Genomic DNA, 18,053 nt, shown 5'->3' with positions numbered 1-18,053 from the left:
ATTAGTCATTAGTTATTAATGCTGTCCCCCCGAACTTTCCGTCCAACGTCATCAGTCCGATGTCCGTCGGAAGAAGGAAGAATTCTCATACAGCAAGCTTTTTAGCCATCTGTATCTTACGTTTAATTAAGTAAAGTTACTTAAGGAAAATAAAAAAAATGAATGAAATCGGCATCAATCTTGAAAATGTGACAGTTGCCTATCACGGCAAAGTAGCCTTGCACAGCGCCTCGCTGCAACTCAAGGCGGGGACGATTTGCGGTTTGGTTGGGATGAATGGTGCGGGAAAATCGACGATGTTCAAGGCGATTATGGGGTTTGTGAAGCTAAACACCGGACGCATTTTAATTAATGGGTTGCCGATTCGTCAAGTGCAAAAACGCAATCTGGTTGCCTATGTGCCTCAGTCGGAAGAGGTAGATTGGAATTTTCCGGTGAATGTTCGCGATGTGGTGATGATGGGGCGCTACGGGTACATGAATCTGTTGCGGATTCCTGGAGCTATCGACAAACAAGTGGTGCGAGAAAGCTTGGAAAGGGTGGAAATGTGGCCGATGCGCGATCGGCAAATCGGAGAGTTATCCGGCGGACAAAAGAAACGCACCTTTTTTGCGCGGGCTCTGGCGCAACAGGCAACGGTTTTGCTACTGGATGAACCCTTTGCTGGAGTCGATATCAAAACTGAGAAATTGATGATTGATTTGTTGATGGAACTGCGTCAAACAGGACATACAATTCTCGTTTCAACTCACGATCTAGAGTCTATTACCACGTTTTGCGACCAAGTAGTATTAATTAATCGCAGCATTCTCGCCTATGGCAATACCTCTGATGTATTTACAGAAGAAAATCTTTCGCGAACTTTTGGAGGTTCCGTTGGCGATTTTTCGTCTGCAAAAAGTCGGTCAACCTGAGATATTGTAGCAATGTCAACAAAGGATTTTTTGGTGGGTTTGCACGTTTAATGCCCGATCGCGAATCCGCCCCTATAGGATTATTGATTGTGGTGTCCGATCTCAGTTAACTCAAGTCGATTTGGAGAAAAAATAATGGATTTAATTCAGTGGTTTGCCGCGCCGTTGCAGCATGAGTTTATGCTAAAAGCAATTTTAATCAGTGCTTTAGTCGGGCTTGTTTGTTCGGCGCTTTCGTGCTACATGACTTTGAAAGGATGGGCATTGATGGGTGACGCGGTTTCCCATGCGGTGATGCCGGGGGTTGTGATTGCTTATGTGCTGAATATTCCTTTGGCGGTGGGGGCGTTTGTGTTTGGTGTGGGCTCGGTAATTGCGATCGGCTTTATCAAAGCGAAAACTCGCATCAAAGAAGATACGGTCATCGGTTTAGTGTTTACTGGATTTTTTGCCCTTGGTTTAGTGTTAGTTTCTAAAGTCAGAAGTTCGATAGACTTGACGCATATCTTATTTGGCAATGTCTTAGGCATTTCCGATTCAGATATTGTTCAAACTGTAATTATTAGTGTCATCACCTTAGTGACGCTGGCAGTTTTACGCAAAGATTTAATTTTGTTTTGTTTTGATTCGACTCACGCGCGATCGATCGGTTTAAATATCACGTTTCTCTATTACGTGCTGCTATCTTTGCTATCGCTCACCGCAGTTGCAGGATTGCAAACAGTCGGGATTATTTTAGTAGTAGCAATGTTGGTGACTCCGGGAGCAACGGCGTATTTATTGAGCGATAACTTCGACCACATGATGTTGATTGCGATGGCTTCTGGCGTATTTTCTAGCGTCATGGGAACTTATATCAGCTATCACATTGACGGTGCGACGGGCGGATGTATTGTGGTACTGCAAACGCTGCTGTTTGTGTTGGCGATGATTTTTGCTCCGAAACACGGTTTGTTAGTCAGGGCGAGGAATTCACGGGCGGTTAGTGAATAGAGTAGGAGTCGATAAATGCGATCGGTGTTAAAACCCCGACTTCTTTAAGAAGTCGGGACTCTGGGTATTAATCTAAAATCTGCTGATGTCAACTTTTCAGTTTTCTCAAGAAATCAGCAAGCAAAGTTTTGTTGTGAAAAGTTGCTCTAATTCTATCATTGTTGTTGTAATCAACAATAATTTCAAATTTGTCAAACCCACCACTTGGACTATCGATATCAAGGGTATTTAGCTCTATTAGTGCATCATCAATCCTCTTAAACTCGTGTTTTGTACCAAAAAGCGGGATGATAATTATTTTGGAAATGTAACGTTCAAGGGTCTTTTCCAGCGTATCCATAAAGCTATCGACCTCTTGTTTTGAAACTGAGATTAAAGCTTCTCCTAGCTTCTTTCTATCTGAAATACTCAGATTAGCTAACTGTTGTGAGGCTATGGTATAGGTTGTTTCTGGAGTTGTTTCATCAAATGCAATACCCAAATTAATTTCGTTAAATGCTGCTACCACATTTGGATAAAAAATATAAATAATGGCAAATCCATTATTTCTAAGTTGCTCCAAAGCTGGTTTTGTGAATTCTCCAGCCAATACCGCACCATAAAATGGCGCTGACAAATTATGAAGCTCAACGATGGGTAGTATAGCGCCTTGGATTTCTTGAGCTTTATTTCTTGAGTGTTTTGTATATCTACGCCATGCACACTCGATAAATGCCACAGGTGTACCAAGCTGGGTATCGTTACCATCGACCTCAATTACAAAATCTAGATCGTGTTTATTCTCATATTTGTCTTTCCAAGTAACTTTTTTACCACTTCTAGCTGGACGAGTCCGCTGCCAATCGAGGTAGTAGTTTTTGGTTTGTACAAACTGTTGTAACCTAGGTTTTAGAATATCGTTAAGTACGATATCTTCAATAAGTTTGCCTAGTTCCTGTCCAAATTTGTGTGATGAGGATTCTGCCATAAATTAACCTTCTATCCAAAGTCTACCTTCATGTAGCGGGACACTATGTTTTCTATTTTTCCATTTGATATTACGCTCCCTAATATGTTCAAAATACCAGGAATTAAACCCTGCTGAAACAGCCAGTTTTCCGAGCCACTGCTCAACGGGAACATACACTCCATAGGGAGCAGAATCTCCGATTACAAAGCAAATCTTGGCATCAGATGTTGCAACTCTACGAAGTGCCTTAAATACAAATCCCATATCTGTAAAATAAGCAGCAATCATTGTATGATATGCTTTGTTGCCACTCTTGGTTCGGCGAATCATTTCCATTTCTTGACAAATAGGGAGCAACTCGTCTCTAATCGGATCGATAATCGATTCATTCATCAGAGTATCCAAGCTAAGTCGCTCTTTGGAAACGTGCTGTGAACTTGAACGGATTAGAAATTTACGCACTGTCTCATGTAAATCACTCCAAGAATTAACCTCGCCCCAAAAGGTCATTTCAAGACGTGTAGCATCTGCATAATCATAGTTGTTGGCATAAGGGGGAGAAGTAATCACTAAATCTATTGAATGATCGGGAATGCTTTTTAAGTTTCTGGCATCTTCTTTAATCAAAGTAGCTTGACTAGATGTAGTGATAAATTGCATTTGATACATATCTTCTTGCATCATAGCAACCTGCTTTTCTAGCGCATCGAAGGGTTCACAAGTCTTAGCTTTGCGTTTGTTAGGGAGAATATATTGCCACTGTGCAGTACCTACATGACTTGATGGACGTAGAATGGCACAAATGGCTAGAAAAATGAGATACTGCAATTCTTCAGATAGAGAAGGGGCTATTTCAAGATAAGCTTTTCTAATTTTAAAAATGTCTACTAAAGCTCGATCTGTGTAGCATTTACTTAGCAATACAGGAATGTTTTCTGGGGTAGTCCTGCATAGCAAGGAAAATGTGTTATAATTTTATTTTTTATAACCTACCTTAAATTTTAGCTTATGAACTGTCCCAAGTGTAACTCTGAATACATCTTGAAAAATGGTCGCACTCACTCCGGCAAGCAAAATTTTAAATGTCGAGATTGTGGAAGACAATTCGTCATAACTCCCAGACATCAACCGATTTCATCAGCAACAAAAGAGTTGATAGATAGACTTTTATTAGAAAAGATATCTCTGGCTGGGATTGTGAGGGCAACTGGGGTTTCAGAACGGTGGTTGCAATACTATGTGTTTATAAAAAATTAGGAGCTGTAAAAAGAGAAGTAGAAGTTAAGTCAAAAAAGAAAGGGAAGCTAACAATTCAATGTTATGAAATGTGGTCATTTGTAGGCAATAAAGATAACAAGCAGTGGATTTGGCTGGCAATTGATGTATCAACCAAAGAAATTGTAGGAGTGTATATTGGCAAAAGAGATCAAGCTGGCGCTCAAGGATTATGGGATTCTTTACCACCAGTTTATCGTCAATGTGCCGTAAGTTATACTGACTTTTGGAGCGCCTAGGTCACAGTTTTTCCTCAAAAAAGACACAAGGCAGTAGGAAAGGAAACGGGTCTGACAAACTATATAGAAAGATTTAATAATACGATGAGACAAAGAATATCTAGATTGGTGAGAAAAACTCTTTCATTCTCCAAAAAACTCTCCAATCATATTGGGGGTATTTGGTATTTTATTCATGAGTATAACGCCAGTTTATCTATCAATTAAAACCCTGGACTTTCCTTGCTATGCAGGACTACCTAGATTATTTGAATCCATTGAAAAACTAGAAGCAGTGTTACATAAACTGTTAAATGAAGGAGAACTAATTATGAAATGGAACCGAAAAATAAAAAATAAAGGCAACGCAAGTTAATGCAGTTTAGATGTCAAACAGCTTAACAATTCCCACTTCTCGTTCGCCGATCGCAATTAAGCCCAAAGTCCAGCCAATCTTGGGAATAAAGATAATAATTAGGAAAATTGCTCCTACGGGATAAATCCAAATCGGGATGCTCAATCCTTCTGCTGGGGCTGGTTGAACTTCCTGGGGTTGCGGAGGCGGCGGATTGGTTTGAGCTGAAGTTGGTGGGGTAAAAGTGCCTGCCGCTGCGATCGCAGTTGCGAAAGATACTGCCAATGGTAAAAGCTTGCGAAGCCAACGCGATTTAGTCATAGTTTTTAACCTACTTTAAGCTCAAATGTACTGAAAAGTTATTTGCTACAATCAGTATTCAACACTTATCTTTTTAGGTCAATTCATTAAATTCATTAATTAAGTTCATAAAAGTCATATTTGGAATATGATTTTCTAGGGAGTGCGATCGGTTGATATCAAAATCAAGCAAATTCGGACACGGCAATGCCGTTTCCCTACCCGATTATTTGTAGGGAAACGGCACTGCCGTCTCCTGAATTTGGGTGATATCAATATATCAACAGGTGCTCAGAAACCGGGTTTTTTCCGAAATACTTCGTTAGAACCCACAGATTAGCTAAAAACCCGGTTTCTTTGATTGTGATGCGTAATTCCCGTTGATATCAACCACCGCCACCACCGCCACCGCCACCGCCACCGCCACCACCGCCACCGCCACCACCGCCACCGCCGCCATCACCGCTACTAATGATAATGACTGGAATTACTTCTTCGTACTCCCGATGGTAAGAGCAATTTCCACAGTGATGGGTAACATACCTGTTTCCTGAAGTGCTAGTAGTTGCAGGAATCAAAACTTGATAAGTCCGTTTAAGATTGAACGTTTTGCACTCAGGGCATTGTCGATCATTGATTGATTTCTTGATTCCTTGGTAAATAACGGTGCTGAAAACCAACACAAGGAGAAGAATCATCAACGGAAAAAATATTAATGTCAAACCAACTAGCGGTAAAATTATTACAGCTATTATGTTATTGATGAAAGAGCCTTCTCCTCCGTGATTACCACCTTGTTGCCAACCAGGTTGAGGTATATTCAAAACCGCCTGCGGAAAGGCAATCTGCACTTCTAATTCTTGTTCCGGCTGAATAGCCTGACTTGCCACAAATTCAAAGGTTTTCGGATCTACTTGACGGGGAACCGCTGCTGCACCGAAATTCGTAAACGAGAGAACTTTCCCTGACAAAGCATCTGGTAAATTTACCGTAAATTGTCCAGTATTAACTGGCGCTTTACGACCTGCTGCAATGGCTTTCCAATAAACGAGAGTATTCTCACCATCTAACTGCAATCCACCTACAACTCGATATTTGATGACAAAAGTATGTGTATCTGGCGGTTTTAATTCATGTTCCCAACGAATCCAAAGTTGATTGTTTTCTGTTCCAGTGCTACTAGGAATTATGCGATTGTTTTCGGCAACTGTCACATCTTTAATTGCATCGACTTTATCTAAAGGAATATAACGATATCGTTCATTGTTGTATGCTGCTGTGAATACATATTTTTGCGTTTCAGTAACTAACATATCTCCGTTTGTCTGAACGTCGATCGCAACATTGATGTTATCCCAGTAAAACGGTAGCTGTTGGGCTGTTGCATGAGTGACTGTGACTAACAGTAGGGTTAATGATGCTAGTAATGAAAAAACTATTCTTTTGAGGATGCGTTTATTTATCATAGGATTTCCACAAGATAAGTGTTGAGTACAATTATTCAACAGGTTTCTTGGGGAGTCAATTCATAAAAATCATTAATTATGTTCATAAAAGTCATATCTTCAGTCGGGCAGGGAATTCATATCAATTCCGGTTGCGCCGGAATAATATAGAGGAGACGGCAGTGCCGTCTCCTCATTTCCTAATTTCTTCTCAACTTTGAAATGCCACACTTAACACAGTTAAAACTGTACAGCCAAACACGGCTTCAAATGTGTATCTTTGCGAAGGTTTGTAAGGGGAAGAATGCCAAACGCGCAGTTCTCCATTAAAACCGCGCGACGCTAAACTCAAGGAAACTTGACGGTAGTTTACTAAAGTTCGCTGAAGCAATTGCCCGATTAAAATGCCTAAACTACGCATTCCCAGTTTCCAAGTGCGGTAGCCACAGCGCGAGTTTTGGGCGATCCAAAGTTCATCGGCGATCGCCAACAAGCTAAAAATAAACCGATACATCAACAACAGAAGTTCTGTCAGCAACGGCGGAAAGCGCAATTTTCGGAGGATTTGCAATGTTTCAGTAAATGGTACCGTCAACAGGATGAAATACATACAGCTTGTCGATGCCAAGGTGCGCGGGAATAACAGACTCACTTGGTATAAGCCAGTGCGACTCACATACAGATAAAAATTCCCGATGCTAATCCCCCAACCTTGCCAAATATCCGAGTGAATTGCTTGGATTTGATTTAACTGAATTCCACCCATCGCCAAAGCAGGCAAACTCGTCAGCAAAAACACCAGCGGTACCGACAGCAACCGCAGATAGAGTTTCGCCGGAATTCCTGCATAAACGACGATCCAGATTGTCAACCAGAGGGCGATCGACAACTGCACCGCTACATGGGAAACCAGAGACAGAATCAAAAGGGCGATCGCAAATGATAGTTTGTGAGATGGCGGCAAACCGCGCAAGCGATTTGTATAAGCCAGACTATCAATCTGATGGTTCATTCCAAGGTTTTGCGATCGGAATTTTGCCGAGATTGCGATCGGCCTTTATATAACCCAATCACGTAGCCAATTACGCCAGCCCCCATCGCCGCTTGAGACGCAAACAGCAAACTTTCAATTTCGCCACTAGCAGGTTCAAAAAAGTGCTTGAACCAAGGTTCATAGCCCGGTTGAATCTCGGTAATTGCCTTTTGGGCTTCCCCATCAGCACCGCCGTATTCACCTCGAACAAATACTAGAGGAAGAACAGCAAGAGCAACCACAGCACCAACCAAAATCCAATTTTCTCGCGCAGTAGATTGGTGATTTCTTGTATTTTTCTGACTCATGACTTTATGACTCCTGTCTCAATAACTTCAAAGTTTCCAACTCCGGCTTTCCGTAGGAATGCAGCCAATTCCAAACCAATACAGTCAGCAATCCCTCACTAATAGCCAGAGGAACTTGAGTAATTGCAAAAATGCTAGCAAACTTGAGAAACGAAGCTACAAAACCACCGCTTGCTGCGGGAAAAGCTAACGCTAATTGAATCGAAGTCACCACATAAGTCAGCAAATCCGCCAAAGCCGCAGCACAAAAAATTGCCGCCCGCTGACTACCAGTTCGCAACAGCAAATGATAGACAAAATACGCAGCAAAAGGGCCAACAATTGCCATCGAAAACATATTTGCTCCCAGGGTTGTCAAGCCGCCGTGGGCCAACAAAACCGCTTGAAAAAGCAGCACTAAAGCGCCGAGTACAGCCATCACCGAAGGGCCGAATAAAATCGCCCCCAAACCAGTACCCGTCGGGTGAGAACAACTCCCCGTTACCGAGGGAATTTTTAAAGCAGAAAGCACAAAAGTAAACGCGCCCGCCAAAGCTAACAGTAATTTAAGTTCCGGGTGTTCTTTGGTAATGCGGGCGATCGATCGCAAACCAACTAGAAAAAAAGGTAACGCCACAATCCACCAAAACGCCGCCCATTGCACCGGCAAAAAACCTTCCGAAATGTGCATAGCTGCGGCGGGCGTTGCCGAACCGAGGACAATATAACAACTCAAGCCAGCCATCAATCCCAGGCTGACTAATTTCCGATTTCTGGCCTTCACGCTGAACCTCGCAGATGAGACTATGTAAACAAACACATCGGCGGGCATCCTGACTCAGAAAGCGACATGGCTTTCATTACAGTTGCGGGACAGCGCCGGACTTACACCGAACTTTCCCCGTTTCCTCTAATGGCTGCTCCCCATTAGAACCGAATGATTAGCTTAGTATAGTCGATCGCGCAACTCTCAGCCGAATATTTTACCAAAATTATTTCAAATTAACTAGCTTAGATTGTGTCCGACAGCTTCAAGTGTCATTGCAAAGAACGAAGCAATCGCCAACACTTAGGATTGCTTCGTTCATCGCAATGACAAACAATAAAACTGCCAGCAAACACAATTTAATCTATCTTCCTTCGCGTCCTTTGCGTCTTCGCGGTTCGTTAAAATCTTTAGGAAATACAAAATTACAGCCAAACAACTAAACGCTATAATATTAATGAGTTTTGAGGAAACCCGCCATGTTAAATTACAACTTTCCGACGCACTGGCCCTCAGCCGACGAACTACCAGACTCAGATGAAACACCAGTGGATAACGAACTGCAAGAATTAATCCCAGGATTGCTAAAAGCAATATTGCTCATACTTTGGGCAGAACGCATGGACTGGTTTTTTTGTATAGATATGGGTCTTTACCATCACCCGGAAAAACCTCCGATTGTGCCAGATGCCTTCTTGAGTTTAGGGGTGCAACGGTTTTCTCGGGAAGAATTACGTCCCAGTTACGCAGTGTGGGAAGAAAAGGTGATGCCAATTTTTGTCCTCGAAGTCGTTTCCCCGACTTATCGACAAGAATACACAGATAAGTTGGAAGAATATCAACGTTTAGGTGTACTGTATTACGTCATTTATTCTTCCAGTCGTCGCGATCGACCCCATTTGGAAGTACATAAGTTAGTCAATGGAAAGTATGAGTTACAGCCAGGAAATCCTGTTTGGATGCCAGAAATTGGTTTGGGGATTGGCTGTGAAAGGGGCAATTATTCTGGGGTGACAAGGGAGTGGTTGTATTGGTACGATGCTGATGGCAAACGTTATTTGACTCCTGAAGAACAGGTGAAAGAATCGGCGCTGCGCGCACAACAGGAATCGCTGCGCGCACAACAGGAAGCCCAGCGCGCAGATCGCCTAGCTGAACGATTGCGAGAGTTGGGGATAGATCCTGATAATATAAGCTGATTGCAGTCAAGAGTGCGACACAGATGCACTCTGCGGGCGATCGCCAATCTGAATTTTTCCACGCCCGATCCGATCGCCCTCAACCGAGAATCTTCGAGAAAAACCCGCTTTCTGCGTTCGGGAATGTATAAATATTTATCCAAAAAATTAGGAAATATGCGGCTTTATTTGGAACAGATAGATAGTTTGATAGCAAACATTGAAATGCAGCTCAAAACAATGAAAATCAGGATAGGTTATTAAATAATGGTTATGGATTTGCGTTTTTACGATGTCATCGGCTTTGGTGACGAAGTTCCTGGAGTTCTAGCCGTTATCTCAGCAGCCAGAGAATACCGTCGCCGGACAAAGCTTTATCCGCGAGTTTTGCTGATGTCTAAAGGAAACTTGCAAGAAGGAATTGGCGGGCATTTAGTCAGAGGCGGCCTGGCTTATTTAGATAGAAGTCAGATCGGTCAAGAACTGCGACAATCTTTAAAGTTAGATACCTTTGGTTCACCGGCGACAATCTATCAAGAGTTCCTGCAAAAATCCGGTGTCAGTGCGATCGCGCTTGACCCCCGCAAAGCCAGCGCAGCGCTACAAGAAATGCTGTCACAAGCAGGGGTCGATCTCCTCAGCAAAGTAGAAATTCAATCAGTCAATAAAGAACGCCAAAGAATTGCCAGCATAACCACATCTAGAGGCATAGTTTATGCAGGCAAGCAATTTATTGATGCTACCATCAATGCCGAATTAGCTCAAGCTGCCGGCGCGAAAAAGCTGAAGGGATTTGAAACCTTTGGTCTGCCAAACTCCGAACTTCCAGTCACCCTCGTTTTTGAAACCCAAGGACTCAGTACAAGAAGACTGAAAGAACTCGATTACAATTATCTAAAACGCTTCACAAACCTCGCGGATGCTGAGAGTCAAAAATTTTTGCTGTACGCAGCCCAGAAGGATGCCGAACTAGCAAAAGAACTCCGGCAGGAAATGCTCGACACCAGAGGAAATCTCAAAACTCTGTGGGCGGGCAACGATTACATCGACGTGCGATCGCCCGCGCTGTCTGTAGCTTACCACTCCTTTAGAGGAACAAAGCTATCTTTTCCTGAAACCGGCGTAATTTTAGACGAGGGAAATATCGCAATACTTCCCAATCAAAGACTTTCGTGGAACGCGCTGTTATTTGCAGTCACCGGCAGCGAAGCAGAAGCCTTAGCCAAAAGCGGGAGCAAACCGACGGCTAATATGCAAAAAGAGATGTTATTTGTGGCAACTTGGCTGAGGAGTTTGGGTGCTACTTCTGTTAATTATGCCTCAGAACTTTATATCAGACACGCAGGAAATGTGACGGGAGTTGTAGAACCTTTGACTGGCGCACAAATGCTGTTAGGTGGCGTACCGGCTAATCAGGCACTAGCAACATTTAGCTATCATTTTGATGTACGCGGAGGCATCCCTGGTGTGGGGGAGAAAGCCAAGAGTTTAGGGTGGTTTAAAAGTCTGATGTTTAAACAGCCTACCTTCAATATTGGCATCCGCCACGCATTAATGAAAAATATTCCTAACCTGGCAGTTGTCAGTCCGTGTTCTGGATTTGAAGGGTTTGCCTGTTCTGTCGGTCGAATTGTTGAATTCAACGCCGCAGTTGGTCAAGGTGTCGGTATCGCTGCCATTAATGCTATTCTAAATAAAAAAAATCTAGCTGATGTATCTAACGCAGAAGTGAGACAAGTTCTCGTTGAAACAGGTCAGTTACCTAAAATTTTTGGAGTTGCAAACAATGCTGATGGAACGCTATTAGCGCAATTCGAGACACTTGTCGGTGCGGATGCTATTGCCTAAGAAGGAAGAAGGAAGAAAGAAGAAGGAAGAAGGAGCATCAAGCGCGCCAGCTTTTGTAGTCCTGTCCTCACTCGCACGGGCTTTGATCGCCAAGCGAGCGAGGACAGCACTCAAACAAAAAATGCTTTTTACAAAAATGAAATGCTCCCCTTGAGTCTTCACTACAAACCGATAACAACTAATTTTTAATTTTTCTGGGGGCACTTCGGATGAATCCCACCCTGCAAACAAATGTAAGCAATTTGACTTCGATCTAAATTTTTAGCGTCGGCAAAATCAACTCCTTGGAATCGACCTGATTTACTACCCGCAGGATTTTGAATAAACTGATCGGAAGCTGCTTTCCCCAGAAACACAGCCCCTTGAAAATTCACTCCCGCTAAATTTGCGCCCCTAAAATCAACCGCACTCAGGTCGGCATTCCGCAAATTAGCATCTTGCAACCGAGCATCTTGAAAATTGGCGTTGGCGAGTTTAGCAGAACTCAAATCGGCATTTTGTAAGTTCGCACTTTTCAAATCTGCACCGGATAAATCTGCACCTTGCCATTCCGACTTAGACAAATTTGTCAAGGATAACTGAGTGCCTTGAGCCTTGACTTTACCCAAGCGCGCACCTGACAAATCGGCTCCAGATAAATTCGCGCTGCCGATATCTGCACCGGTAAAAGCTGCATTTTTTAACATTGCTTGCTGCAAATTTGCGCCAATTAAAAGAGCACTGCTAAAATTAGCTGAATTCAAATTGCCGCTTGACAAATTAGCTTTGTTCAGGACAGCGCGCACAAAAGTAGTGCGGTTCATGACAGCACTGTTTAAAGATGCTCCGGTTAAATTTGCTCCTTCAAAATTAGCGCTGCTCAAGTCGGAAATCCAATCGTCAAATGTACCCGGACGCCTGTCTTCGCCGGTGCCGTAAAAGCGAGTTCCCTGCAAGCTGGCATTGGTTAAATTGGTGTTTCTCAGCTTAATTCCTGATAAGTCCACTTTGTCTAATACTAAAGTAAACTGAGCGGGGCCGGCAGGAGTTTGACTTAAATCGGTGCGACTGAGATCGACACCGTTAAGCTGGCTGCTATACACTGTGAGAATTTTGCCGATCGCCCTTTGCACTGTTCGCTGACGGGTCGCCGCTAACTCGCGTTCCGGGGCCTTCCCCCGGTAACGCAGGGATTCTAGCTCGTTGCTGAGACCTTGGTTTAATCGCCGCAAGTCAGGTAAAGCTTTCGGCCCGCTACTGACTAAAGCTTGTTGGATCGCGTCCAGCATCGGGTTGCTGTCTTCTTGGGTTAGCAAATCCGCTAACAGCGGTACGGCGCGGGAGTCTTCCACCGCTCCCAAAGCCAAAATTGCCGATCGCCTCCCCGATGTTCCGCTGGGCGAAGCCGGAGACAATTTACTCACTAAAGCCACAAATAATTCGTCGTTCCGCTGGCGAGAATCCCGCATATTTGCTTGACTTTGAGTGTAGATCAAAGTGCCAACAAACAAAGTTAAAATTAATCCCGCGCTGCCAATGGTAACTATCACTAAAGTTGTGCCTGGATGTTGGCGCATCCAATTCCACAAACTGGGATCTTCTTTGACATTGGTTTCGCGAGTCAAAACCAAAGCCGCAATCTGCGCGTCTTCCTCAGTCCAATCTTGACTTTTGACAGGATTTGCAGATTGTTCGATCGATCGAGCATTGACCACCAAAGTATTCGCGAGGCGATCGTGTCCCGATTGCCGTTTGTAGCGGAATGCAAAAGCGCCGTCTGCCAGCACTGCCAAGCCGCTCAACCCCCCTAAAATGATTAAATCAGGAAACGCGCCGGATAAGCGCCAAATGCCGTAGGCTACGCCCAGAGGCACTCCCCAGCGCCCCAAACTTTCGCGGATCAGCACTCGCCTCCAACCCGGAGGAGTACCAAAAGCTGTGACGACTTTAACGGCAAACCAGCGTTTCGGGAGTGTTTGGCCGGTTCTGGCGAGCAAAAATAGTTGCCACGCCGCTAAAACTAGCGGTGCTAGCAGCGCCCCCGACCAGAATAGATTAGTTAGGGGTGCGACTCTTGGGTTGCGATCGCGCACGGGTACGCCCAAAATACGGGCTACAGTTTCCGATGTTGCCGCTACAGAGGAATTTAGGGGCACGGTTTGAGCGTCCTTGTTGACCAATGCCCCGATACTGAAGGGAACGAGGGCGCTGGCGGCAATTAAGGAAATTTCAACGGCCCAAGCGCCGCACCTACGAACCAGCAGTGGCATTTGCTGGGATTTTGTCTGCCAAGATGGAGACGGATCGGGTTGATTAATATCATCACCGGATGCGGTTGGGTTAGCCATATTTATAATTTCCTATTTTTAGTCGTTAGTTGGACGAATCAGCAGATATTGCCAATTTGTACGCTATGTAGATTAACACTCCGAGAACGGCAAGACTCATCAGGGCCGAAATTAGCTGTACTATACTATTGAAGACTGTCAGAACCACGATCGCTCCGACGGCAAAGACTGCCACTTGTCCTGGTTTGGGGAGTTTTTGAAACTTGTCCAGAAATTGATTGTAGAAGGTTCCGAGCGCTTGATAGCTATCTGGATTTTGTTGGATGAGGGACGATCGCTCTACTTTAGCTTTTAGTTGTGCGATCGCTTGCTGCAAATTGAACTTATTTTGAGGATTCATAAAAAAAATTGGGAGTTAGTTTAGCTGTACGCCGATCGTTTTAGGGCGGTCACATTAATAAGAGTCACATTAGCGTGTTCGGAACCGCTCATTATCCTCTACCGTCAAAGAAGTGGAACCTTCCGCCATTGTGTTCGGATAAATAAGGATAAAAATGAAGATATGCTATCCGTGCGATCGCCCCAGACTGCGCTTGGGTTCGATCGCAATCCTAGCCCTAGGAATGATTTTAACTGCACCGGGGGCCCTTCGGAGCCAACCGCTACAAATTGCTCCGGGATTTCGCGAACCCCTGAGTGTTTCAGGAGTCTCCGGCGGCCCGAACAATAGCGGCGACTGCGGTTTCGTGGCCGCCGGGCCGAACCAGGTGATCGAAGTAACGCAGGATTTGCCATACTGGAAAATTGCAGTACAAACGGCGGGAGCGCCGAGTTTGATGATTCAGGGGCCGAGGGGTCGTTTCTGCGTCCTACCGGCGAATGCTGGTGCGGGGAACGTAGAATTTTCCGGTTATGGGGACAAGGGGACTTATGTAATTTTCGTGGGCGATCGGGCTCAAGGTCAACACCCTTACTCTCTCTCTATCACTCAACAGCGCAACTAAAAAAGCAATTTGATTTTAGCAAATTGGTAGTAAGGACTTTAGCCCTCAAGTTGGTAGTAAGGACTTTAGTCGTCAAAGTCTGATATCGTTTCCGGTTGCATCGGAATAATAAAATCGAGTCAACAGCTAATACTCAATCATTCAGTTTTCCTACCCCGAATCAACAGTCAACAGTCAGCAGTCAACAGTCAACAGTCAACAATCAACAATCACCTGACGGTGCAACCGGAATTGACAGGATTTGTTCTCTCACCCACTTGCGAAACAATCGGAGAGTTTGACTCGTCCCCGCTGTTTGACTTTGTTCGCAATATTCAGAAATAGCTTCAATAATTGGCAGATTCGGAAATGTCGGACTAATTGCCGATTCAACATATTTCCCATTTTCAAGCACATTAATCTGAAGCCTTTTATTTTCGTACCGCCAGATTTCAGGAACTCCCAGCGCCTCGTAAGCATCCAATTGAGTTTTAGAAGTTAAATCCACTTCAATTGCTAAATCCGGTGGCGGATCGATACTTAAGTCGATGCGCTTTTTGCCAATCATTAGAGCGGAATTTTGAATGTAAAAACAGTTATCAGGCTCTATTCCTTGCAACATACTCTGGCGTTTAAAAGTCGTCGAACCAAAACATTCTCGATCAATTTCAAGTTCTTCGAGTAATATCTTGACCATATCGCCAATGATTTCTTTATTAAATTCGTGTTCTGGTAGTGGCATCCTAATCTCCAAAATTCCTTTACTGTAAGCGATTCTGGAAGCACGGTGTTCTCCCAACTCCTCTAAAATTGCTTCAAATTCCAGCCAACTTACATCATGGAACAGCACTCTATGTCCAGGCGGTACACTGATTTGTCTCAATTGCAGCGTTACCATTCCAACCTCCGATTTAATTAAGTTTATTGTAACTCAATACGATTTAGATCGGATAAGACGGCGGTTTCAACCGCGTCTACCAAAAAAATAGTCCGAATTTAGAAGGTGTAAAGAAAACAACCTAATTCCATTTGCCCGGTTTTTTTTATTTCTTCAACCCGCATCGGCGGGTTTTGTCTGTGTAGGCGCGAATTCCATTCGTCCGGTTTTCTAATCTGCTATTTTTTGTAGTTTATAAAGCTCCTTAAACTTGCGCTGCTGCTCGTTGTGATCTACGATCGGATCGGGATAATGAAGCAGCCTGCGTTCTATAGGCGAAATATTTCCTGTTAGCAAAAGTTTCGTATCAACTCGGCGCAATTCTGGAACCCAGTGCCGAATATATTCCCCTTCCCGGTCAAATTTCTGAGCTTGACTGGCGGGATTAAATATTCGCAAAGGTTTCGGGTCCATCCCGCTCGATGCGCTCCACTGCCAGCCGCCATTGTTAGCAGAAAGGTCGCCGTCAATCAAATTTTGCATGAAGTATTTTTCACCCCACTGCCAGTTAACAATTAAATCTTTCGTGAGGAAACTAGCGACTATCATCCGACAGCGATTGTGCATCCAACCAGTCTGATTTAACTGCCGCATTGCTGCATCGATAATCGGATAACCAGTTTTGCCCCTACACCAAGCTTGAAAGAGTTTTTCATCGTTCTCCCAAGGAAAATTTTTGAATGTTTGACGGTAGGGCCCATCTGCTAATTCAGGGAAGTTATACATGGCGTGTTGGTAAAATTCTCGCCACGCTATTTCCTGTTGCCAAGTGCGGATGCTTGTGCACGCTTCTTCGCTGCGGCAAGTTTCCATTACTCTCTCGGTAGCTTGCCAAACTGTGCGGATACCAATTGCACCGAATTTGAGGGCGGCGCTGAGTTGCGATGTGCCATTATTTGCTGGAAAATTGCGCTGTTCTTGATATTCGTAAATGGCGATTTCGCAAAATTCTTCCAACTTTGCTCGCGCTGCATCTTCTCCGGGTTCTATTACTAACGGATTTTCCCAAGTAAATCCCAAACTAGATGCCGTTGGCAGTGTTTCTATTGCACCTGTTTGGTTGGCGATTTCTTGTTCTTGGGCGCTTAATCCGGTCATTAATTCCAGATAAGTTATCGGCAGTGTCTCTACTGGTTCAGCTTTGGGTTTGCTGTGCCAATTTTTCCAAAATGGTGTATAAACTGTGTAGGGTTTTCCTGTACCAGTGCGAATATCGTCCGGGGCGTGCAGGATTTGATCCCAGAAATTTTTAACTTTAATTCCTGCTTGTTCGAGAGCTTTTGATACGCTGATATCTCGCTCTTTTGCATAGGGTTCAACATCCAGGTTCCAAAATACTGCTTTGGCATCGATTGCGGTTGCTAATTTTGGGATGCCGTGACTTGGTTCATCTTGGATTATCAGCAATTGGCTACCTGCTTTGCTGTAATGCTCCTGAAGTTTTTGCAAGCAACCTATCATGTAGGTGACTCTGGCTGGCGCTACGTCATCGCGATCGAGAATATTGCGATCCAGGCAAAAAATCCCGACTACTTTCGGGCTTTCCTGGCGCGCGGCAGCCAGTCCGATGTTGTCAGAAATACGTAAATCTCGACGGTGCCAAAATAAAATTAAGTCTGACATTTGATTTGAGGTTTAATATTTTTGTAGGGTGCGTCGCTGCCACAATTCTAGTTATTTGCGACTGTATGTAAGCGACGCACCGCGATACTATTTTACATCAAAAAAGGGCGCGCTAGAAAAAAGCTAGAAATTGATTTTGCATCAATTGGTTCGCCTGCTAAAATGGCTTTTTCTAATTCCTCTGGAGTGAATAAAACTGTTTCCATGTCTTCATCATCGTCTTGTTCTGGCGGCTCTTCCAGCTTGACCAAATCTTGGGCTAAAAAAGCATAAATGATTTCGTCAGAATAACCGGGTGCGAGCAGGAATTTGCCTAATTCTTGCCATTTGCCGGCGCGATATCCGGTTTCTTCTTCGATTTCGCGTTTGATAGTTTCGGCCGGGCTTTCATTGATTTCAACTGTACCTGCGGGAAATTCTAAAATCCGTCCTTTGGCGGCGAATCGGTATTGTCGCACCAAGACGAGTTTACCTTCGGGAGTGACGGGAACTGCAAGTGCTCCGCCTGGGTGGCGAATACATTCCCAGTCGCCTTCGGAACCGTTGGGAAGGCGCAGCCTAGCTACGTCAAAGTTGAATTTGCGCCCTTGGTAAAACAGGCGCTGTTTGAGGAGTTGGGGCAGTTCTTTTCCTAATGGCATAAGCGAGAAGCGAATAATGTTTGATTGCACTAATTTATGAC

General features: G+C 44.2%; 18 protein-coding genes, 1 pseudogene and 1 riboswitch. Of the genes and pseudogenes, 7 read left to right on the top strand and 12 right to left on the bottom strand.

What is annotated here, in order from left to right:
• The first annotated feature begins 158 nt into the window (after window positions 1–158).
• Both QUB13_RS02290 and QUB13_RS02285 read left to right on the top strand, forming a co-directional pair.
• Window positions 159–914, top strand: coding sequence for a metal ABC transporter ATP-binding protein (locus tag QUB13_RS02290; RefSeq protein ID WP_333378498.1), 756 nt, complete (start codon window positions 159–161; stop codon window positions 912–914).
• 135 nt (window positions 915–1,049) lie between these two features.
• Window positions 1,050–1,907: a metal ABC transporter permease gene (locus QUB13_RS02285; RefSeq protein ID WP_333378495.1), complete on the top strand. Its 858-nt coding sequence runs from the start codon at window positions 1,050–1,052 to the stop codon at window positions 1,905–1,907.
• Between the two features lie 88 nt (window positions 1,908–1,995).
• On the opposite strand, the gene QUB13_RS02280 is transcribed toward QUB13_RS02285, so the two are convergent.
• Both QUB13_RS02280 and QUB13_RS02275 read right to left on the bottom strand, forming a co-directional pair.
• Window positions 1,996–2,874 carry a hypothetical protein gene (locus QUB13_RS02280; protein ID WP_333378493.1) on the bottom strand — a complete coding sequence of 293 codons (879 nt, stop codon included), beginning with the start codon at window positions 2,872–2,874 and terminating at the stop codon, window positions 1,996–1,998.
• A 3-nt stretch (window positions 2,875–2,877) separates the two neighbouring features.
• Entirely contained in the window at window positions 2,878–3,777 is a 900-nt protein-coding gene (locus tag QUB13_RS02275; RefSeq protein ID WP_333378490.1) for a hypothetical protein, read from the bottom strand.
• 87 nt (window positions 3,778–3,864) lie between these two features.
• On the opposite strand from QUB13_RS02275, the pseudogene QUB13_RS02270 reads away from it, so the two are divergent.
• A pseudogene (locus QUB13_RS02270) lies at window positions 3,865–4,577 on the top strand (IS1 family transposase).
• Window positions 4,578–4,731: 154 nt separating this feature from the next.
• Here QUB13_RS02270 and QUB13_RS02265 read toward each other — a convergent pair.
• The 5 genes from QUB13_RS02265 to QUB13_RS02245 all read right to left on the bottom strand — a co-directional run bounded on the left by QUB13_RS02265 (window position 4,732) and on the right by QUB13_RS02245 (window position 8,514).
• Window positions 4,732–5,025 carry a hypothetical protein gene (locus tag QUB13_RS02265; RefSeq protein ID WP_333378488.1) on the bottom strand — a complete coding sequence of 98 codons (294 nt, stop codon included), beginning with the start codon at window positions 5,023–5,025 and terminating at the stop codon, window positions 4,732–4,734.
• A 365-nt stretch (window positions 5,026–5,390) separates the two neighbouring features.
• Window positions 5,391–6,470 (bottom strand): DUF2207 domain-containing protein, encoded by a 1,080-nt coding sequence (locus QUB13_RS02260; RefSeq protein ID WP_333378485.1) that lies wholly within the window; start codon window positions 6,468–6,470, stop codon window positions 5,391–5,393.
• Between the two features lie 190 nt (window positions 6,471–6,660).
• Window positions 6,661–7,461, bottom strand: coding sequence for a cobalt ECF transporter T component CbiQ (gene cbiQ / locus QUB13_RS02255; RefSeq protein WP_333378482.1), 801 nt, complete (start codon window positions 7,459–7,461; stop codon window positions 6,661–6,663).
• Window positions 7,458–7,790 (bottom strand): energy-coupling factor ABC transporter substrate-binding protein, encoded by a 333-nt coding sequence (locus tag QUB13_RS02250; protein ID WP_194070792.1) that lies wholly within the window; start codon window positions 7,788–7,790, stop codon window positions 7,458–7,460. The genes cbiQ and QUB13_RS02250 overlap by 4 nt, the downstream gene beginning before the upstream one ends.
• A gap of 4 nt (window positions 7,791–7,794) precedes the next feature.
• Window positions 7,795–8,514: an energy-coupling factor ABC transporter permease gene (locus QUB13_RS02245; protein WP_194070795.1), complete on the bottom strand. Its 720-nt coding sequence runs from the start codon at window positions 8,512–8,514 to the stop codon at window positions 7,795–7,797.
• Window positions 8,515–8,575: 61 nt separating this feature from the next.
• Window positions 8,576–8,722, bottom strand: a riboswitch (cobalamin riboswitch).
• A 292-nt stretch (window positions 8,723–9,014) separates the two neighbouring features.
• Here QUB13_RS02245 and QUB13_RS02240 point away from each other — a divergent pair.
• The 3 genes from QUB13_RS02240 to QUB13_RS02230 are packed head-to-tail and all read left to right on the top strand — an operon-like array spanning window position 9,015 to window position 11,561.
• Window positions 9,015–9,734, top strand: coding sequence for a Uma2 family endonuclease (locus QUB13_RS02240; RefSeq protein WP_333378478.1), 720 nt, complete (start codon window positions 9,015–9,017; stop codon window positions 9,732–9,734).
• A 12-nt stretch (window positions 9,735–9,746) separates the two neighbouring features.
• Window positions 9,747–9,977: a hypothetical protein gene (locus QUB13_RS02235; RefSeq protein WP_333378475.1), complete on the top strand. Its 231-nt coding sequence runs from the start codon at window positions 9,747–9,749 to the stop codon at window positions 9,975–9,977.
• 9 nt (window positions 9,978–9,986) lie between these two features.
• Window positions 9,987–11,561, top strand: a complete 1,575-nt coding sequence (locus QUB13_RS02230) for an FAD-dependent oxidoreductase (protein WP_333378472.1) — start codon at window positions 9,987–9,989, stop codon at window positions 11,559–11,561.
• A gap of 185 nt (window positions 11,562–11,746) precedes the next feature.
• Here the strand turns inward: QUB13_RS02230 and QUB13_RS02225 are convergent, their stop codons facing one another.
• A complete protein-coding gene (locus QUB13_RS02225) occupies window positions 11,747–13,888 on the bottom strand; it encodes a pentapeptide repeat-containing protein (protein WP_333378468.1) in 2,142 nt (713 codons plus the stop codon).
• A gap of 25 nt (window positions 13,889–13,913) precedes the next feature.
• The gene (locus QUB13_RS02220; RefSeq protein WP_194012082.1) at window positions 13,914–14,228 is read right to left on the bottom strand and encodes a hypothetical protein; all 315 of its coding nucleotides are present in this window, start codon (window positions 14,226–14,228) and stop codon (window positions 13,914–13,916) included.
• A 154-nt stretch (window positions 14,229–14,382) separates the two neighbouring features.
• On the opposite strand from QUB13_RS02220, the gene QUB13_RS02215 reads away from it, so the two are divergent.
• A complete protein-coding gene (locus tag QUB13_RS02215) occupies window positions 14,383–14,832 on the top strand; it encodes a hypothetical protein (RefSeq protein ID WP_333091348.1) in 450 nt (149 codons plus the stop codon).
• Window positions 14,833–15,034: 202 nt separating this feature from the next.
• On the opposite strand, the gene QUB13_RS02210 is transcribed toward QUB13_RS02215, so the two are convergent.
• From QUB13_RS02210 to QUB13_RS02200, 3 genes are all read right to left on the bottom strand, one after another.
• Window positions 15,035–15,709 carry a Uma2 family endonuclease gene (locus tag QUB13_RS02210; RefSeq protein ID WP_333378463.1) on the bottom strand — a complete coding sequence of 225 codons (675 nt, stop codon included), beginning with the start codon at window positions 15,707–15,709 and terminating at the stop codon, window positions 15,035–15,037.
• Between the two features lie 210 nt (window positions 15,710–15,919).
• Window positions 15,920–17,371 carry an FAD-binding domain-containing protein gene (locus QUB13_RS02205; RefSeq protein ID WP_333378460.1) on the bottom strand — a complete coding sequence of 484 codons (1,452 nt, stop codon included), beginning with the start codon at window positions 17,369–17,371 and terminating at the stop codon, window positions 15,920–15,922.
• A 92-nt stretch (window positions 17,372–17,463) separates the two neighbouring features.
• Window positions 17,464–18,012, bottom strand: a complete 549-nt coding sequence (locus QUB13_RS02200; RefSeq protein ID WP_333378455.1) for an NUDIX hydrolase — start codon at window positions 18,010–18,012, stop codon at window positions 17,464–17,466.
• Window positions 18,013–18,053 lie beyond the last annotated feature (41 nt).

The sequence above is a fragment of the Microcoleus sp. B4-D4 genome, assembly GCF_036705185.1.
Taxonomy (GTDB): Bacteria; Cyanobacteriota; Cyanobacteriia; order Cyanobacteriales; family Microcoleaceae; genus Microcoleus.
This window is presented reverse-complemented; position numbering and strand designations above follow the sequence as displayed.